Genomic DNA, 15,804 nt, shown 5'->3' with positions numbered 1-15,804 from the left:
CAAACCGTGCCACGGCACGCCCGCCTTCGCAACGTTGATCTTAGTCGTTCATCGCACCCTTTTCGGTAGCGCGCTGATAGGCCGGGCGGTTGTGGATCATATCTACAAATCCGGCCAGTGCCGGATAGCGCGCTGCCCCGTCGCCGCCGCGCATGGCGATCTCGGCTGGAAAGCTGAGCATGATATCCGCCGCCGACAGGCTGTCCTGAACAAAATGACCCGAGGGGCGCACAAGGCTGTTCATATAGCTGAAATGGCTGTGCAATTCGTCCTTGATCCGCGGGTGCAGCGGGGCACCGGCGTCACCCAACCGGCTGACATAAAGGTTCAGCAAGATCGGTGTCATCGCAGAGCCTTCGGCGAAATGCATCATCTCGAGATGCTGCAAATAGGCGGGGGTGCCTTGGTCGGGGATCATCCGGGGGGCGAAGCGCGCGCAAAGCGTTTCGGTGATTGCGGCGCTTTCGGCAACCAACACATCGTCGATCTCCAACATCGGGGATTTCCCCAAAGGGTGCACCAGTTTCAGTTCGAGCGGCGCAAGGTTGGTCTTTGCATCACGCTTGTAGGGGACGATTGTATAGGGTTGCTCGATCTCTTCGAGCAGCCACAAAATACGGTGAGAGCGGGACCTGTTGAGGTGATGAATTTTGATCATGCCCCCGACGATAGCGTTTTGATCCGCAATGGGTAGTCAAATGATACGCTCTTGCGCGCAGATCCCTGCGGATTCTGCGCCTTTGGCGGCGGACCATGACACAGATCAATGTTTGTCACGCGCCAATCGTCGATACATGCGTAAAACGGGATATGTTTATGGATGTGGCATCAATCTTGGAAACTGCGGGCGAACCGACAATCGCGGCCTTGGCCGGATTGGTCGCCGGCATCATCTTTGGGCTCTCGGCCGAGCAAAGCCGGTTCTGCCTGCGCGCCGCCGCAGTCGAAGTCGCGCGCGCGACACTTGGCCCGCGCATGGCGGTGTGGCTTTTGACGTTTTCAACCGGGCTGCTGTGGACGCAGGTGATGCACGTCACCGGTATCATTGATCTGGGGACCAGCCGTTGGCTTGCCTCGCCGGGGACGCTGTCGGGGGCGATCATCGGTGGCATGATCTTTGGCGTCGGGATGATCCTTGCGCGCGGCTGTCCGGGGCGACTGCTGGTTCTGGGGGCCACGGGCAACCTGCGTGCGATCCTGTCCGGCCTCGTCTTTGCCGTCTTTGCCCAGATGAGCCTGGATGGCGCGTTATCCCCCCTGCGCGAGGTCATATCCGGCACGTGGATCACCCATGGGCCGAACCCCAATATCCTGTGGGAATTGCACCTTCCCAATGGCACCGGCATCGCGATCGGCATCGCTTTTGCGGCGTTGGCGCTTATCATAGCGTTTCGCAACCGGGTGTCATTGGTCACCCTTTTGTTCGGCTGCGGCGTCGGGTTTTCGGTCGCGGCGGGATGGTACCTGACCTACACGCTGTCACAAATCAGCTTTGATCCGGTGCCCGTTGGCAGCCTCACGTTTTCGGGGCCATCCGCCGATACGTTGATGTATCTTCTGTCGGCGGAGTCCGTGCTGGAATTCGATGTCGGCCTTATTCCCGGCGTGGCCATCGGGGCGTTTTTGTCGGCACTGGTGGCCGGGCGGTTGATCTGGCAAGGCTGGGACAGTGCGCGGTCGATGCAGCGCTATCTGACAGGGGCCGCGATGATGGGGTTTGGCGCGATGACAGCGGGCGGCTGTACCATCGGTGCCGGTGTGACGGGCGGATCAACCTTTGCGCTGACCGCCTGGGTGGCATTGGTGTCGATGTGGCTGGCGGGTATGGCCGCAGACCGGTTGATTGACTAAGCGCCCCATCCGGCCAGCGACCCACACCGGCCTAGCAGGTTTGACAGCCCATTTCGCGGGTCGGCCCGACAGGGGTATAGCCTTCTTTCAGAACCCGCAGCATCCCGCCTTGAACATCGACGACCGGATAGTCGACCAAACCGGCAATCTGTTGGGCCGCGCGCGAGGTCCGGTTGCCAGAGCGACAAATCAACGCCAGACGCTGACCTTGAGCCAGATGTGGCGCGACGGCTTGCAGGAAGCTCTCGGGTGTGGCGTATGTTATCAAAAGCGCCCCTTCGATGACGCCGGTCTCTTTCCATTCCTCGGGGCGTCGAATGTCGACCACTACGGTTTCGGGGTCGGACGCCAGGGCCGATCCGGACAGCGCCTCAAGGGTTACATTCTGCGCAGTCGCACGCCCGCCCAAGGTGATCAGGCCGACCGCTGCTGCGATTGCAGCAACGCCAGCGGCTAAAAACGTTCGCTTTTGCATCACACGTGATCCTGAAGCTTGCGCCAGGCATTCAGCCCGCCGCCGATGAACGTCGCATTTGCATAGCCCATTTGCTTGAGCGTCGCGGCCGACAAAGCCCCCCGGTTATAGGCGTTGCAATAGCACAATATCGTCGTGTCCAGATCAGGCAGAACCCCTTCGACATTCATTTCCAGTTTGCCGCGACTGATGTTGAGAGAGCCCGGAATATGGTCCTTTGCATGTTCATCAGGGTCGCGGATGTCCAAGGCGACGGCACCGCGCTCCATCAATGCGGCGACATCTTGGGGTGCGACTTCTTGAACCTGCGCGCGTGCGTGGTCCGCCAGGTTTTGGAATTTTTCGGTATAGCCCATCTGAGTTCCTTTCAGAAATCCTCTGAGCGACAATATATTCAATTAAATGCATATGTAAATGCGGCAATCACACAACGCCAAAAAAAAGGCCCCGCGCAAGCAGGGCCTTTCGTCATCGCGCAGGATATCCGATTAGTTCGGGATATCGCCTGTGATGCCTTCAACGTAAAAGTTCATGCCAGCCAATGTGCCGTCATCCGCTGTTTCGCCATCGGCCAGAAAGTCAGATCCGTCCTGCTTTTTCAGCGGGCCGGTGAACGGGTGGTAAGACCCGTCTGCGATGGACGCTTTCAACGCCAGTGCTTCGGCTTTCACATCTGCAGGTACCGCATCTGTGATTTCGCCGATGCCAACCATGCCAGCGCCGATACCGTCCCATGTGTCTGTCGACGTCCATGTGCCGTCCATCACGGCTTTGGTACGCGCGATATAGTAGGGGGCCCAGTTGTCGATGATCGACGACACGCGCGGCATGGGTGCGTATTGCGCCATGTCGGATGCCTGACCAAAGGTGATCACGTTACCCGCTTCCTGGGCTGCGGCCTGTGGCGCGGTGGAGTCTGTGTGCTGCAATACAACATCGGCACCCTGTTCGATCAACACCTTGGCTGCGTCCGCTTCTTTTGCGGGGTCGAACCATGTGTAGGCCCAGACGATCTTGAATTCGACGTCAGGGTTAACCTTTTTGGCGTGGATATAGGCAGAGTTGATGCCACGAATAACTTCGGGGATCGGGAAGGAACCGATATAGCCGATGATGTTCGACTTGGTCATCTTGCCCGCGATGTGGCCCTGAATCGCACGACCTTCGTAGAAGCGCGCGGAATATGTCGATACGTTGTCGGCACGCTTGTAGCCGGTGGCGTGTTCGAATTTCACATTCGGGAACTTGGCCGCAACGTTGATCGTCGGGTCCATATAACCAAAGGAAGTGGTGAAGATCAGGTCGGCACCGTCCAGCGCCATCTGTGTCATCACGCGTTCGGAATCGGGGCCCTCTGCCACGTTTTCAACGAACACGGTTTCGACCTTGTCGCCGAATTCCTTTTCAACGGCCAAACGGCCTTGGTTGTGCTCGTATGTCCAGCCGCCGTCGCCCACGGGGCCCACGAAGACAAAGCCGACTTTGGTCTTGTCGTCGGCAAAAGCGCCGCCCGCAAGACCGATCGCCAGCGCAGCGCTGGCGAGGAGTGTTGATAGTTTCATTACATAGTCCCCTAGTTATTCTGCCCTTTTATCGGGCATTTTGAAGTGTGACCCCGTTAGGACGAGGCATGGAAAGTGCGGCCAAGCGATGCCGGGGCACTGCTTTTATCGGCAGAAAGAACCACCAGCACAAGGATGGTGATGATGTAGGGCGACATTGCCAGATACTCTACAGGAATGGCAACGCCTGCACCTTGTAGATTTAGCTGCAACTGTGTGATTCCGCCAAATAAATAGGCACCCAGCAGCAGACGCCACGGCTTCCAGCTGGCAAAGACGACCAGCGCAAGCGCGATCCAGCCCACGCCGGCGGTCATTCCTTCGGTCCATTGAGGCACACGGATCAGGCTGATATAGGCCCCGCCCAAGCCAGCACAGGCCCCGCCGAACATGATGGCCAGCGTGCGTATCCGCACCACCTTATAGCCAAGCGCATGGGCCGCATCATGGCTTTCGCCGACCGCACGCAGGATCAGACCCGCGCGGGTGAATTTCAACATCACCCAAACCGCGATGACCATGGCAATGCCCAGATACAACATGATGTCATGGGAAAACAGAACCGGCCCCAGAACCGGAATATCGTGTAGCGGGCCAAAGTTCACTTCGGCCAGACGGGGCGGTTTGATCCCGACATAGCTTTGCCCCAGCAGCGCTGAAAACCCCAAGCCGAACAACGTCAGCGCAAGCCCCGACGCGACCTGATTGGCCAGCGTGATCTGCGTCAGGAAGGCGAACAACAGGCTCAGCAGCGCGCCGCCTGCAGCCGCCGCCGCAAACCCCAGCATGGGTGACCCGGTTTCCACTGCGGTGGCAAAGCCGCAAATGGCCCCCATGATCATCATGCCCTCGACGCCCAGATTAAGGACACCTGATTTTTCAACGACCAGTTCCCCCAATGCGGCAAAAATCAGCGGCGTCGCCGCGACCAGAAAACCGGCAACGAACAGAACGGGATTGATGGCTGACAGATCCATTATGCGACCTCCGCCCGGCCAAAGCGCAGCCGGTAATTTGTGAAAAGATCAAAGGCGAGCAGGAAGAACAGCAACATGCCCTGAAACACCTGAATGGCAGCAGCGGGCAGACCCAGCTGGCTTTGCGCGATGTCGCCCCCGATATAGGTCAAGGCCATCAACCCGCCCGCCAGCAAAATGCCAATTGGATGCAACCGGCCCAGAAAGGCCACGATGATGGCGGTGAACCCGTAGCCCACGTTGAAATCAATGGTGATCTGACCTGCGGGGCCCGCGACCTCGAACATACCTGCAAGGCCCGCAAGCAGCCCGGACATCCCCATGCAGAACAAAACCAGCCGCACCGGGTTTACGCCTGAAAACTTTGCGGCCCTTGGTGCTTCGCCGGTCACCCGGATGGCAAAGCCCAGCCGGTGCCGCGCCAGCAACACATAAGCAAAGATCACCGCAATCAACGCCGCGACAACCCCCCAATGCATGCCCGATCCCGTGATCAGCTCCGCATTATGGGCGGATGGGTATTGCTGCAAATTCCGGCTGCCGGGAAACCCGAACCCTTCGGGGTTTTTCAAAAGGCCAAGGGCCATCGAGGCCAGAAACTGTTCCGCCACATAGACCAGCATCAAAGACACCAAAATCTCGTTGGTGCCGAATTTGACCTTCAAAACCGCCGGGATCATCGCCCAGATCCAGCCGCCCAACGCACCCGCCAACACCATCAGGGGAAAGATCAAGACGCTTTCGGTCGGATAGAACGCCAACCCCACCCCCGCGCCGAAAATCGCCCCCATGATATACTGGCCTTCCGCGCCAATATTCCAGATTCCCGCCTTGAACCCCAGGGACAAGCCGATGGCGATCAACACCAAAGGGGCCCCTTTGATCAACAATTGCGGGCGATAATAAAACGCAAAATCACCAAACAGCGGCTCCCAGAAAATCGTGGCGATCGACGCCAGCGGGTCCTTGCCCAATGCGGCGAACAAAAGCCCGCCAAAAACCATGGTCGCCAAAACCGCCAAAACGGGCGCTGCCCAAGAAAACGCCTGACTTGCCTGCGGCCGTTTCTCAAGCCTTACCATGCTGTGCCCCGCATTTCATTTTGCCAAATAAACTTCACGGGGGTGTGGGGGTGTGAAACCCCCACTTCTGTCATGTCAAACATGCGCGACCTCCATTCCGTGGGCACCGCCCATCATCAACCCGATCTCGTCCACCGTCAGGCCCTGCGCGGGGCGCGGCTCTGACAGACGGCCTTCGTTCAGGGCGGAAAACCGGTCCGAGATTTCCATCAACTCGTCCAGATCCTGACTGATCACAATAACGGCGGCCCCGTTTTCGGCCAGATCCAGCAACGCCTGCCGGATCGCCGCCGCGGCCGAGGCATCAACCCCCCATGTGGGCTGGTTCACAACCAATACTTCAGGGCGCTGTAACACCTCGCGGCCGATGACGAATTTTTGCAGGTTCCCGCCAGACAGCGCGCGCGCGGCGTTGCCGGGGCCGGGGGTGCGCACGTCAAATTCCTTGATGATACGCTCGGCAAACCGTCTTGCGGCGGGCCAGTCCAGCATCCCGCCCCGTTCGAGGTTTTCGCGCACGGCACCGGTCAACATCGCGTTTTCGGTCAATGTCATATCGGGGGCGGCGGCATGACCCAGCCGTTCTTCGGGGGCCGCGAGAATACCCAGAGCCCGCCGCGCGATAGGGCCCAGCTGGCTGATATCGTGGTCCTTGAACCGGATCATACCCGCACCGGAAGGCTGTTCGCCGGACAGCGCCGCCAGCAATTCGTCCTGACCGTTGCCTGCAACGCCGCCGATGCCGAGCACTTCGCCGGCGCGGACCTGAACGCTGATATCCCGCAAAGGCATACCAAAAGCCGAGGGGGATTTCGCGTTCAACCCCTGAATGTCCAAAAGCACCGCGCCGGGGGTCTTGCCTGCGCGCAATGGCGTTTTCAGGATGCTGCCCACCATCATTTCCGCCATATCGCGCGCGGATGTTTCCGAGGGCGTGCAATGGCCGACCACCTTGCCCAAACGCAGAATGGTGGCACTGTCACACAGGCTCCGGATCTCTTCGAGCTTGTGCGAGATGTACAAGATCGCCGTCCCTTCGGCGCTGAGCTTGCGCAGGGTCTTGAACAGGATTTCGACTTCTTGCGGGGTCAGAACCGAAGTCGGTTCGTCCATGATCAACAGTTTCGGGTCTTGCAAAAGGCAGCGAATAATCTCGACCCGCTGACGTTCCCCGGCCGAAAGGTCGCCAACAATCCGGTCGGGCGACAGCGGCAGGCCATACGCCTCGGACACGTCGCGGATTTGCTTGCTCAGCGCGCGCAGCTTGGGGGCGTTTTCCATGCCCAAGGCGATGTTTTCCGCAACGCTCAGCGCATCGAAGAGCGAAAAATGCTGGAAGACCATGCCAACCCCGGCCGCCCGCGCAGCACGTGGTTCGCTGGGGTGAAACGCCGCGCCGTGCATCTGCATTGTGCCGCTGTCAGGTTTGACCAGACCATAGATCATCTTGACCAGCGTTGATTTGCCCGCCCCGTTTTCCCCCAACAGCGCGTGGACCTCGCCCGGGGCGATTGTCAGCGACACATCGTCATTCGCCACTACGCCGGGATAGGCTTTGGTCAGTCCTGAAAGGGCAAGAAGGGGTGCAGTCATGATCCGGCCTTTGGTTGAGCGTCTAATCGGGTGCCGCCCAACAGCGCGGCAACGACCCCTTGTGCAATGTCGGAGGGGCGTTTTCCAAGGGTTTTGTCACCGATGGGGCAAGTGATTTGCGATGGATCATGGCCCATCGCCGCCAAACGTCTGGAAAAGCGGGCCCATTTCGTGTCTGACCCGATCAATCCGACGCTGGCAGCCTTGCGGGTCAGCAACGCGTCACACAGCGCCAGATCAATGTCATGGGAATAGGTGAAAATCAGATGATGCGCGTCTTGGGGGGCGCGCAGGGCCAGACGCGGCATGTCACGCGCCGGCACAACGGTGATGGTATCCGCAACGAAGGCGGGGAAACGAGTGATGTCGCTGTCGACCCATGTCAGGTCAAAGGCACCGGCAGGTGCCGCAGCAACCACAGCGCGCCCGACATGGCCCGCGCCCCAAAGCCACAGCTGTTGCGGCGCGCCGTGGGTGGTGGGGGAAGCCATCGCAACCGGTTGCGGATCGGTTTCGCGTTGCTGGTCGGTGAAAGACAAGGTGACCGCGCCGCCGCAACATTGCCCGAGGTTCGGGCCAAGCGGTATTTTCAGCGTATGGGCCGCGCGCCCCTTGGCAAGCATTTCGCGCGCGGTCTGAATGGCCTGATGTTCAAGGGCACCGCCACCGATGGTGCCGGCGATGTCTTGTGCCGTTACCTTCATCGCGGTGCCCGCATCCCGCGGGGTCGAGCCGCGCGTGGCGGTGATCTCAATATATATGGCGTCGCTCATGCGCGGGCCTTGAGGGTGGCAGCCAGCACTGCCTCAGCGGTCGCGGGCGTTTGCAAATCAGCGTAGTTCGGACCGCAGGCGCGGGTCGCGTCCGACAGTGCCATGAACGCAGAAATCCCCAGCATCAGGGGCGGTTCGCCCACGGCTTTGGACCGGTACACCGTTTGTGCAGGGTTGGGTTGATCCCACAGGGCCACGTTGAAGATATCCGGCCGGTCCGAGATCGCGGGAATTTTATAGGTCGATGGCGCATGTGTTTTCAGCGTGCCTTGATCATCCCAGACCAGTTCCTCGGTGGTCAGCCATCCGGCCCCTTGCACATAGCCGCCTTCGATCTGGCCAATATCCAGTGCAGGGTTCAGCGAGGCACCTGCGTCATGCAGAATATCCGCCCGCAGGATGCGGTTTTCACCGGTCAAAGTGTCAATCACCACCTCGGTCACGGCGGCCCCATAGGCAAAGTAAAAGAACGGGCTGCCTTGTCCGGTGATGCGGTCCCATTTGATGTCCGGCGTTTTGTAAAATCCGGTCGAGGACAATGAAACGCGGTGTTCATAGGCAGAGGCGGCAGCTTGGGCAAAGGTGATTTCACCATCGCCAACCCGGACCATGCCATCCACGAATTCGACGGCATCGGGGGTGGTTTGGTGCAATTCGGCCAGATGCACCGCGATGCGGTCACGGATCGTGTCGCAAGCGGCCTGAACCGCCATGCCGTTCAGATCGGTCCCCGAAGACGCCGCCGTGGCCGAGGTGTTGGGCACTTTGCCGGTATCGGTTGCAGTGATCTTGACCGCGCTGACCTCCACGCCAAAGCGGCTGGCGGCGACTTGGGCGATCTTTTGGAACAACCCCTGACCCATTTCGGTACCGCCATGGTTCAGATGGATCGAGCCATCATTATAGACATGCACCAACGCTCCGGCCTGATTGAGATGGGTCAGGGTGAATGAAATGCCGAACTTGACCGGCGTCAGTGCGATACCGCGTTTCAGAACCGGCTGGCTGGCGTTCCATGCGTCAATGGCAATACGGCGGGCCGCATAGTCTGATGTGGCCACCAACCGGTCGGTCAGGGCGTTGATGATCCCGTCGGTGACAGGCTGGTGATAAGGCGTGGTCTGCACCTGATCGCTGGGCGCATCGGCATAGTAATTCGCGCGGCGCACCGCCAGCGGATCAGCGCCAAGGTGATGGGCAATGTGATCCATCACCCGTTCGATGCCGACGATCCCTTGGGGGCCGCCGAAACCGCGAAAGGCCGTGGCACTTTGGGTGTTGGTGCGCAACCGGTGCGAGGTGATGCGGATGTTATCCAGATGATAGGCGTTATCGGCGTGCAGCATTGCACGGTCTGCCACGGGTAGGGATAAGTCCATCCCCCAGCCGCAGCGGGTGAAATGGGTGAAATCCAACGCGGTTATTTTGCCGCTGGCATCAAAGCCGACGGTATAGTCGATCCGGAAATCATGGCGCTTGCCGGTGATGATCATATCGTCATCGCGGTCATAGCGCATCTTGCAGGGCCGTCCGGTTTTCGACGCTGCAACGGCGCAAGCAATCGCCAGCGCGTTGCCCTGACTTTCCTTGCCGCCGAAACCGCCGCCCATGCGCCGCGTCTCTACCCGGACGGCATGCATCGGCACGCCAAGGGCTTCGGCGACCTTGTGCTGGATTTCGGTCGGGTGCTGGGTCGAGGAATGGACAACCATGTCGCCATTGTCCTGGGGCAGGGCAAGGGCGGCCTGACCTTCGAGGTAGAAATGTTCCTGCCCGCCGATGTTGATCGTGCCGGTCAGGGTTTGGGCCGCTTGGTCCAGCGCCGTTGCGGCATCGCCTTTTTGATAGATGCGCGGGCCGTCCTCGAACCGGCTGTTGGCGGCAAGCGCCTGTTCGATCGTCAGGATCGGGTCGGTTTTTTCAATGTCGATTTGCCCCAATCGCGCCGCATGGCGTGCGGCCAGATGGCTGGTGGCAATCACCATGAACAAGGGCTGACCCGCGTAATGCACCGCATCCGTCGCCAGCAAAGGTTCGTCATGGTTGGAAGGCGACACATCATTGCGAAAAGGCAGATCGCCCGCGGTCAGGACCGCCGCCACCCCCGCGGCATCACGCACCGTGCTGAGGTCCATCGAGACCAGTTTGCCAGCGGCAACCTTGCTGAGACCAAAGGCGATATGGAGCGCATTTGCGGGCACCGGAATGTCATCGACATACCGCGCGGCCCCGGTGACATGTAGTTTTGCTGCATCATGGGGCAGGGGGGTTGCGACGCTCATGCTGTCACCGCCTGTATGTCAGTGCTGATGCCCTGAGCTTCGAGGAAATACCGCATCAACATGTTTTGCGCGGTTTGCAGGCGATAGCTGGCAGAGGCGCGCATGTCGGAGAGCGGTTGGAAATCTTTTGCAATCAGCGTCATGGCGGTTGCGAAACTGGCTTCGGTAAAGGGCTGGTTTAGCAATGCGGCCTCGGTCTTTGCGGCGCGTTTGGGTGTGCCTGCCATGCCGCCAAAAGCGATGCGCGCATCGGTGATGGTGCGACCCTCGCGGGTGAGGTTGATGCAGCCACAGACCGCTGAGATGTCTTGGTCAAACCGCTTGCTGAGCTTGTAGCAGCGCAGGGTGTCGGGTTGCTTGGGGACGGTGACCGCCTCTACAAATTCGCCGGGCGCGCGGTCTTGTTTGCCGTAGGCGATAAAGAAATCCTCGAGCGGGAGGCTGCGGCGTCTGTCGCCGTGGCGCAGATGCAATGTAGCCCCCATGGCGATCAGCGCTGGCGACCCGTCCCCGATGGGCGAGCCGTTCGCGATATTGCCGCCGATGGTCGCGGCATTGCGCACCTGGGTTGATCCGTAACGGCGTAGCATCGTGGCGAGGCTGGGATGATGGGGCGCGAAATGGGCCTCGAGCTCAGTGATCGTGGTCATTGCACCGATGCGCCAGTGATCGCCTGCATCCGTAATGCCGCGCAGGTCGTCGATCCTGTTCAGAAAGGCGGTTGGGCCGAGGCTGCGGAACTGCTTGGTCACCCAAAGGCCGACATCCGTGGCCCCGGCGATCAGCGTGGCATCGGGGTTGGCGGCGTACCAGCGTGCCAGATCATCGGTGGTGGTGGGCTGGATATGTTGAGGGGGCTGTCTGCCCCCGTCCGGCTGCGCCGGCCCCCCCGAGGATTTTGGTCCATTTGGAATGCGCAGGTTTTTGAGGTGGTGGGGGACGGGTTCGTTTTCCGCAGCTTGTGCGGCGCGGATGATCGGGGCGTAGCCGGTGCAGCGGCACAGGTTTCCGGCCAGTTGGGTGTCGTGGTCGGTGGCCCCGTTCAGGTGGGCGGTGGCCATGGTGACCGCAAAGCCGGGGGTGCAAAAGCCGCATTGGCTGCCGTGGTGGTCGATCAGGTTTTGCTGGACAGGGTGCAGTGTGCCATCGGGTGCGCTGAGGCCTTCGACGGTTGTTACTGATTTACCGTTGATCTGGGGTAGAAACAGGATGCAGCCGTTCAGGGCGCGGTGACCTGTATCGTCGCTGATCATGACGCTGCACGCACCGCAATCGCCTTCGTTGCAGCCTTCTTTGGTGCCGGTCAGGTGTTTGGTTTCGCGCAGCCAGTCAAGCAGGGTTGTGGTGGGAGAGATGCCAGTCAGCGACACGACTTCCCCGTTGAGGAGAAAAGTGATGTCCATAGGTTCGTTCCGCCGCGGTACCGGGGCCCATGATATGCGCGGGGTTCGATGCGACGTAGAACGCGGCGCGGGCAAATGCTGAGCGAGGCTAAGCGCGGGCGTGTGGTCTTGGCAAGGGGTTTCCTGTTTCATGCGGGGGAATGACCGGCGCGTGCCGAAATTATTGGCATGACGCGTCAGCGGGTATGGCGGCTGGGGGTTTGGTCGCTTAGACTTGGAGGATGGCAAATACACCCCGATTCATTCACCTGCGCACCCATTCCGAATATTCGTTGCTGGAAGGCGCGTTGCGGCTGAAAAAGTTGCCCGATCTGTGTAAATCGGCGGGCATGCCTGCGATGGCATTGACCGACACTAACAATATGTTTGCGGCGCTCGAGTTTTCTGTCGCCATGTCGGGGGCGGGTGTCCAGCCGATCATCGGGTGTCAGGTCGATCTGGCCTATGTCGCGGCACAACCGGGGGAAAAGCCGCGCGCGCCTGCCCCTGTGGTGCTTCTGGCGCAGTCCGAAGTCGGGTATGAGCATCTGATGAAGTTGAACTCGTGCCTGTATATCGACAAGGGCGGTGCGCTGCCCGAGGTGACGCTGGACCAGCTTGAGACATTCAGCGCGGGCATCATTTGTCTGACCGGTGGGGCAGGCGGCCCTGTGGGGCAGTTGTTGCAAACCGGGCAGGGGCCCGCCGCCGAGGCGTTGATGAAGCGGTTGCATGGCATGTTCGGCGACCGGTTATATGTCGAATTGCAGCGCCATCCGGGCGAGAACGGCCAGCCCGAAGCCGAGCGGAAGACCGAGCGCGGCTTTGTCGAGATGGCCTATGCGATGGGCATCCCCTTGGTGGCAACCAATGACGTCTATTTCCCGAAAACCACGATGTACGAGGCCCATGACGCGCTGATCTGTATTGCGGACGGGGCCTATGTCGACCAGCAGCAGGACCGCCGCCGCCTGACGGCACAGCATTATTTCAAGTCGCAATCGGAAATGGTGACGCTGTTTGCCGATTTGCCGGAGGCGATCGAGAACACCGTCGAGATCGCAAAACGCTGTGCCTTTATGGCCTATCGCCGTGATCCGATCCTGCCGAAATTTGCCGATAACGAGATTGAAGAACTGAAGCGTCAGGCGCACGAAGGTCTGAAAGACCGTTTGAAGGTAATCCCCCATGCGACCAGCGTCGAGGAATATGAAAAACGGCTGGATTTCGAGCTGGGCATCATTGAGGGCATGGGGTTTCCCGGCTATTTTCTGATCGTTGCGGATTTTATCAAATGGGCCAAGGATCAGGACATTCCTGTCGGGCCGGGCCGTGGGTCGGGTGCGGGGTCGCTGGTGGCCTATGCGCTGACCATCACCGACCTTGATCCGCTTCGGTATCAATTGCTGTTTGAACGCTTCCTGAACCCCGAACGCGTATCGATGCCCGACTTTGACATCGACTTTTGCATGGATCGCCGCGAAGAGGTGATCCAATATGTGCAGCGCAAATACGGGCGCGACAAGGTGGGGCAGATCATCACCTTTGGTGCGCTGTTGTCCAAGGCGGCGGTGCGGGACATCGGGCGCGTTTTGCAAATGCCCTATGGTCAGGTGGACCGTTTGTCCAAGATGATCCCGGTCGAAGGGGTCAAACCCGTCAGCATCGAAAAGGCATTGGCAGACGAGCCGCGCCTGCGCGAAGAGGCCCGCAACGAAGAGGTTGTCGCCCGGTTGCTGGATTACGGTCAGCAGGTCGAGGGGTTGCTCCGCAACGCATCAACCCACGCGGCGGGTGTTGTGATTGGTGACAGGCCGCTGGACCAGCTTGTGCCGCTGTACCAGGATCCGCGGTCCGACATGCCCGCAACGCAGTTCAACATGAAATGGGTGGAACAGGCCGGTCTGGTCAAGTTCGACTTTCTCGGCCTGAAAACCCTGACCGTCATCCAGAATGCGGTGGACCAGATCAAGGCATCGGGCCGCCATCTGCATATTGCCGCTGACGGGACCGAATTGTTCGAGCCGCCGGAAGGGTTGATCGACGATATTGCCACCGTCCCGCTGGATGACGAAGCTTCCTACAAGCTATACGCCAGCGCCAAGACCGTGGCGGTGTTTCAGGTGGAATCCAGCGGCATGATGGATGCCCTGAAACGGATGAAACCGACCTGTATCGAGGATATCGTGGCTCTTGTGGCGCTGTACCGCCCCGGCCCGATGGAGAACATCCCGACCTATTGCGAGGTCAAGAACGGGATCAAGGAACGCGAATCCGTACATCCGTCGATTGACCATATCCTTGAGGAAACCCAAGGCATCATCGTTTACCAAGAACAGGTTATGCAGATCGCGCAGGTCATGGCGGGCTATAGCCTTGGTGGCGCTGACCTGTTGCGCCGTGCGATGGGTAAAAAGATTGCCGAAGAAATGGCCAAGGAACGCCCCAAGTTCGAAAAGGGTGCCATGGCCAATGGGGTGGACAAGAAAAAAGCGTCGGAAGTCTTCGACCTTTTGGAAAAATTCGCCAACTACGGTTTCAACAAATCCCACGCCGCCGCCTATGCCGTGGTCAGCTATCAGACCGCCTGGCTCAAGGCGAACCATCCGGTCGAGTTCATGGCCGGTGTGATGAACTGCGATGTCCACCTGACCGACAAGCTGGCGGTGTATTTCGAGGAAGTGCGCAAGCGGCTGGAACTGCCATGGGTGCCGCCCTGCGTGAACCGCTCTGATGCGACGTTCAAGGTCGTTGACGGCGCGCTGGTCTATGCGCTGGGCGCGTTGAAAAACGTGGGCGTCGAGGCGATGAAACTGATCACGACGGGCCGCATGGTTGAAGGGGTGGACCGCCCCTTTGCCACGCTGTTTGATCTGGCGCGGCGGGTTGATCTGAAACGGGTCGGCAAGCGGCCGCTGGAAATGCTGGCCCGGTCGGGTGCGTTTGACCAGTTGGACAGCAACCGCCGTCGGGTCTGGAACGCGCTGGACGGGTTGGTGAGCTATTCCGCCGCCATCCACGAGCAAAAGGCCAGCAATCAGGTGTCGCTTTTTGGCGAGGCGGGCGATGATCTGCCCGAACCGCGCATCCTGCCCTGCGATGACTGGGAGGCGGCAGAACGCCTGACCGAAGAATTCAAGGCCGTGGGGTTCTATCTGTCCGGTCACCCGCTGGACGATTACATGGGGCCGATGAAACGCAAGGCAGGCAACGGCGGCGTGCCCTTCCTGACGTTGGACGAGTTAACGGAAAAAGTGTCGATCAAGGGCGCGATGAACGCGCGTCTGGCCGGGATTGTGGCCGGGCGGCAGGAACGCAAATCGGCGCGCGGCAACCGCTTTGCCTTTGCGCAACTGTCCGATCCGACCGGTGCCTATGAGGTCACGCTGTTCTCGGACACGCTGGAGCTGGCGCGCGATCATCTGGAGACCGGATCAAAGGTTGTCATCACGGTCGAGGCGACAATGGAAAGCGACCAGTTGAAACTGCTGGGCCGGTCTGTCGCGCCGATTGACGCGGTTGTGGCTGATGCCGGCAATATGGGTCTGCGCATTTTTGTGGACGAGGCGATTGCCATTCAAGCCGTCGCAGAGGTTCTGGCCGGTGCGCGGGCCGCGGGGAAATCTTCTGGCAAGGGGCCGATCCAGCTGTGTCTGATGGATCCGACACTGCCCGGTGAGGTCGAGGTGGATTTATGCGCCGAATATCCGGTCACACCCAAGATCAAAGGCGCGATCCGGTCCCTGAGCGGGGTTCTGGAAGTCGAGGAAATCTAGCCCTGCGGGGGGCCGTTCTAGTTCCCCGCTGAAGCCCGCTCAGTAACTGAT

At 60.0% G+C, this 15,804-nt stretch carries 12 protein-coding genes; 2 read left to right on the top strand and 10 right to left on the bottom strand.

Annotated features, from left to right (window positions below):
- Positions 1-40 precede the first annotated feature (40 nt).
- Complete coding sequence (locus ACSQ13_RS13130; RefSeq protein ID WP_176248237.1) at positions 41-658, bottom strand: glutathione S-transferase family protein; 618 nt, start codon at positions 656-658, stop codon at positions 41-43.
- Positions 659-753: 95 nt separating this feature from the next.
- Here ACSQ13_RS13130 and ACSQ13_RS13125 point away from each other — a divergent pair, with 95 nt between their 5' ends.
- Positions 754-1,851: a YeeE/YedE family protein gene (locus ACSQ13_RS13125; RefSeq protein WP_367268357.1), complete on the top strand. Its 1,098-nt coding sequence runs from the start codon at positions 754-756 to the stop codon at positions 1,849-1,851.
- A gap of 31 nt (positions 1,852-1,882) precedes the next feature.
- Here ACSQ13_RS13125 and ACSQ13_RS13120 read toward each other — a convergent pair whose 3' ends face one another.
- The 9 genes from ACSQ13_RS13120 to xdhA all read right to left on the bottom strand — a co-directional run bounded on the left by ACSQ13_RS13120 (position 1,883) and on the right by xdhA (position 11,998).
- On the bottom strand, positions 1,883-2,326 hold the full coding sequence (locus ACSQ13_RS13120) for a rhodanese-like domain-containing protein (protein WP_295511194.1): 444 nt from the start codon (positions 2,324-2,326) through the stop codon (positions 1,883-1,885).
- A complete protein-coding gene (locus ACSQ13_RS13115) occupies positions 2,326-2,682 on the bottom strand; it encodes a rhodanese-like domain-containing protein (protein ID WP_176248239.1) in 357 nt (118 codons plus the stop codon). Before ACSQ13_RS13115 ends, ACSQ13_RS13120 begins: the two co-directional genes overlap by 1 nt.
- 132 nt (positions 2,683-2,814) lie before the next feature.
- Positions 2,815-3,888: a BMP family ABC transporter substrate-binding protein gene (locus ACSQ13_RS13110; RefSeq protein ID WP_176248240.1), complete on the bottom strand. Its 1,074-nt coding sequence runs from the start codon at positions 3,886-3,888 to the stop codon at positions 2,815-2,817.
- A 56-nt stretch (positions 3,889-3,944) separates the two neighbouring features.
- Positions 3,945-4,865, bottom strand: coding sequence for an ABC transporter permease (locus tag ACSQ13_RS13105; protein WP_176248241.1), 921 nt, complete (start codon positions 4,863-4,865; stop codon positions 3,945-3,947).
- On the bottom strand, positions 4,865-5,947 hold the full coding sequence (locus ACSQ13_RS13100; RefSeq protein ID WP_176248242.1) for an ABC transporter permease: 1,083 nt from the start codon (positions 5,945-5,947) through the stop codon (positions 4,865-4,867). Before ACSQ13_RS13100 ends, ACSQ13_RS13105 begins: the two co-directional genes overlap by 1 nt.
- 75 nt (positions 5,948-6,022) lie before the next feature.
- Positions 6,023-7,540, bottom strand: coding sequence for an ABC transporter ATP-binding protein (locus ACSQ13_RS13095; RefSeq protein ID WP_176248243.1), 1,518 nt, complete (start codon positions 7,538-7,540; stop codon positions 6,023-6,025).
- Positions 7,537-8,313: a xanthine dehydrogenase accessory protein XdhC gene (xdhC, locus tag ACSQ13_RS13090; protein ID WP_295511200.1), complete on the bottom strand. Its 777-nt coding sequence runs from the start codon at positions 8,311-8,313 to the stop codon at positions 7,537-7,539. Before xdhC ends, ACSQ13_RS13095 begins: the two co-directional genes overlap by 4 nt.
- The gene (xdhB, locus tag ACSQ13_RS13085; protein WP_295511202.1) at positions 8,310-10,595 is read right to left on the bottom strand and encodes a xanthine dehydrogenase molybdopterin binding subunit; all 2,286 of its coding nucleotides are present in this window, start codon (positions 10,593-10,595) and stop codon (positions 8,310-8,312) included. Before xdhB ends, xdhC begins: the two co-directional genes overlap by 4 nt.
- Complete coding sequence (gene xdhA, locus ACSQ13_RS13080; RefSeq protein WP_295511204.1) at positions 10,592-11,998, bottom strand: xanthine dehydrogenase small subunit; 1,407 nt, start codon at positions 11,996-11,998, stop codon at positions 10,592-10,594. Before xdhA ends, xdhB begins: the two co-directional genes overlap by 4 nt.
- Positions 11,999-12,219: 221 nt before the next feature.
- On the opposite strand from xdhA, the gene dnaE reads away from it, so the two are divergent.
- Positions 12,220-15,753, top strand: a complete 3,534-nt coding sequence (dnaE, locus tag ACSQ13_RS13075; RefSeq protein ID WP_176248247.1) for a DNA polymerase III subunit alpha — start codon at positions 12,220-12,222, stop codon at positions 15,751-15,753.
- The last annotated feature ends 51 nt before the right edge of the window (positions 15,754-15,804 follow it).

The sequence above is a fragment of the Sulfitobacter sp. SH22 genome (assembly GCF_965641905.1).
GTDB lineage: Bacteria > Pseudomonadota > Alphaproteobacteria > Rhodobacterales > Rhodobacteraceae > Sulfitobacter.
This window is presented reverse-complemented; position numbering and strand designations above follow the sequence as displayed.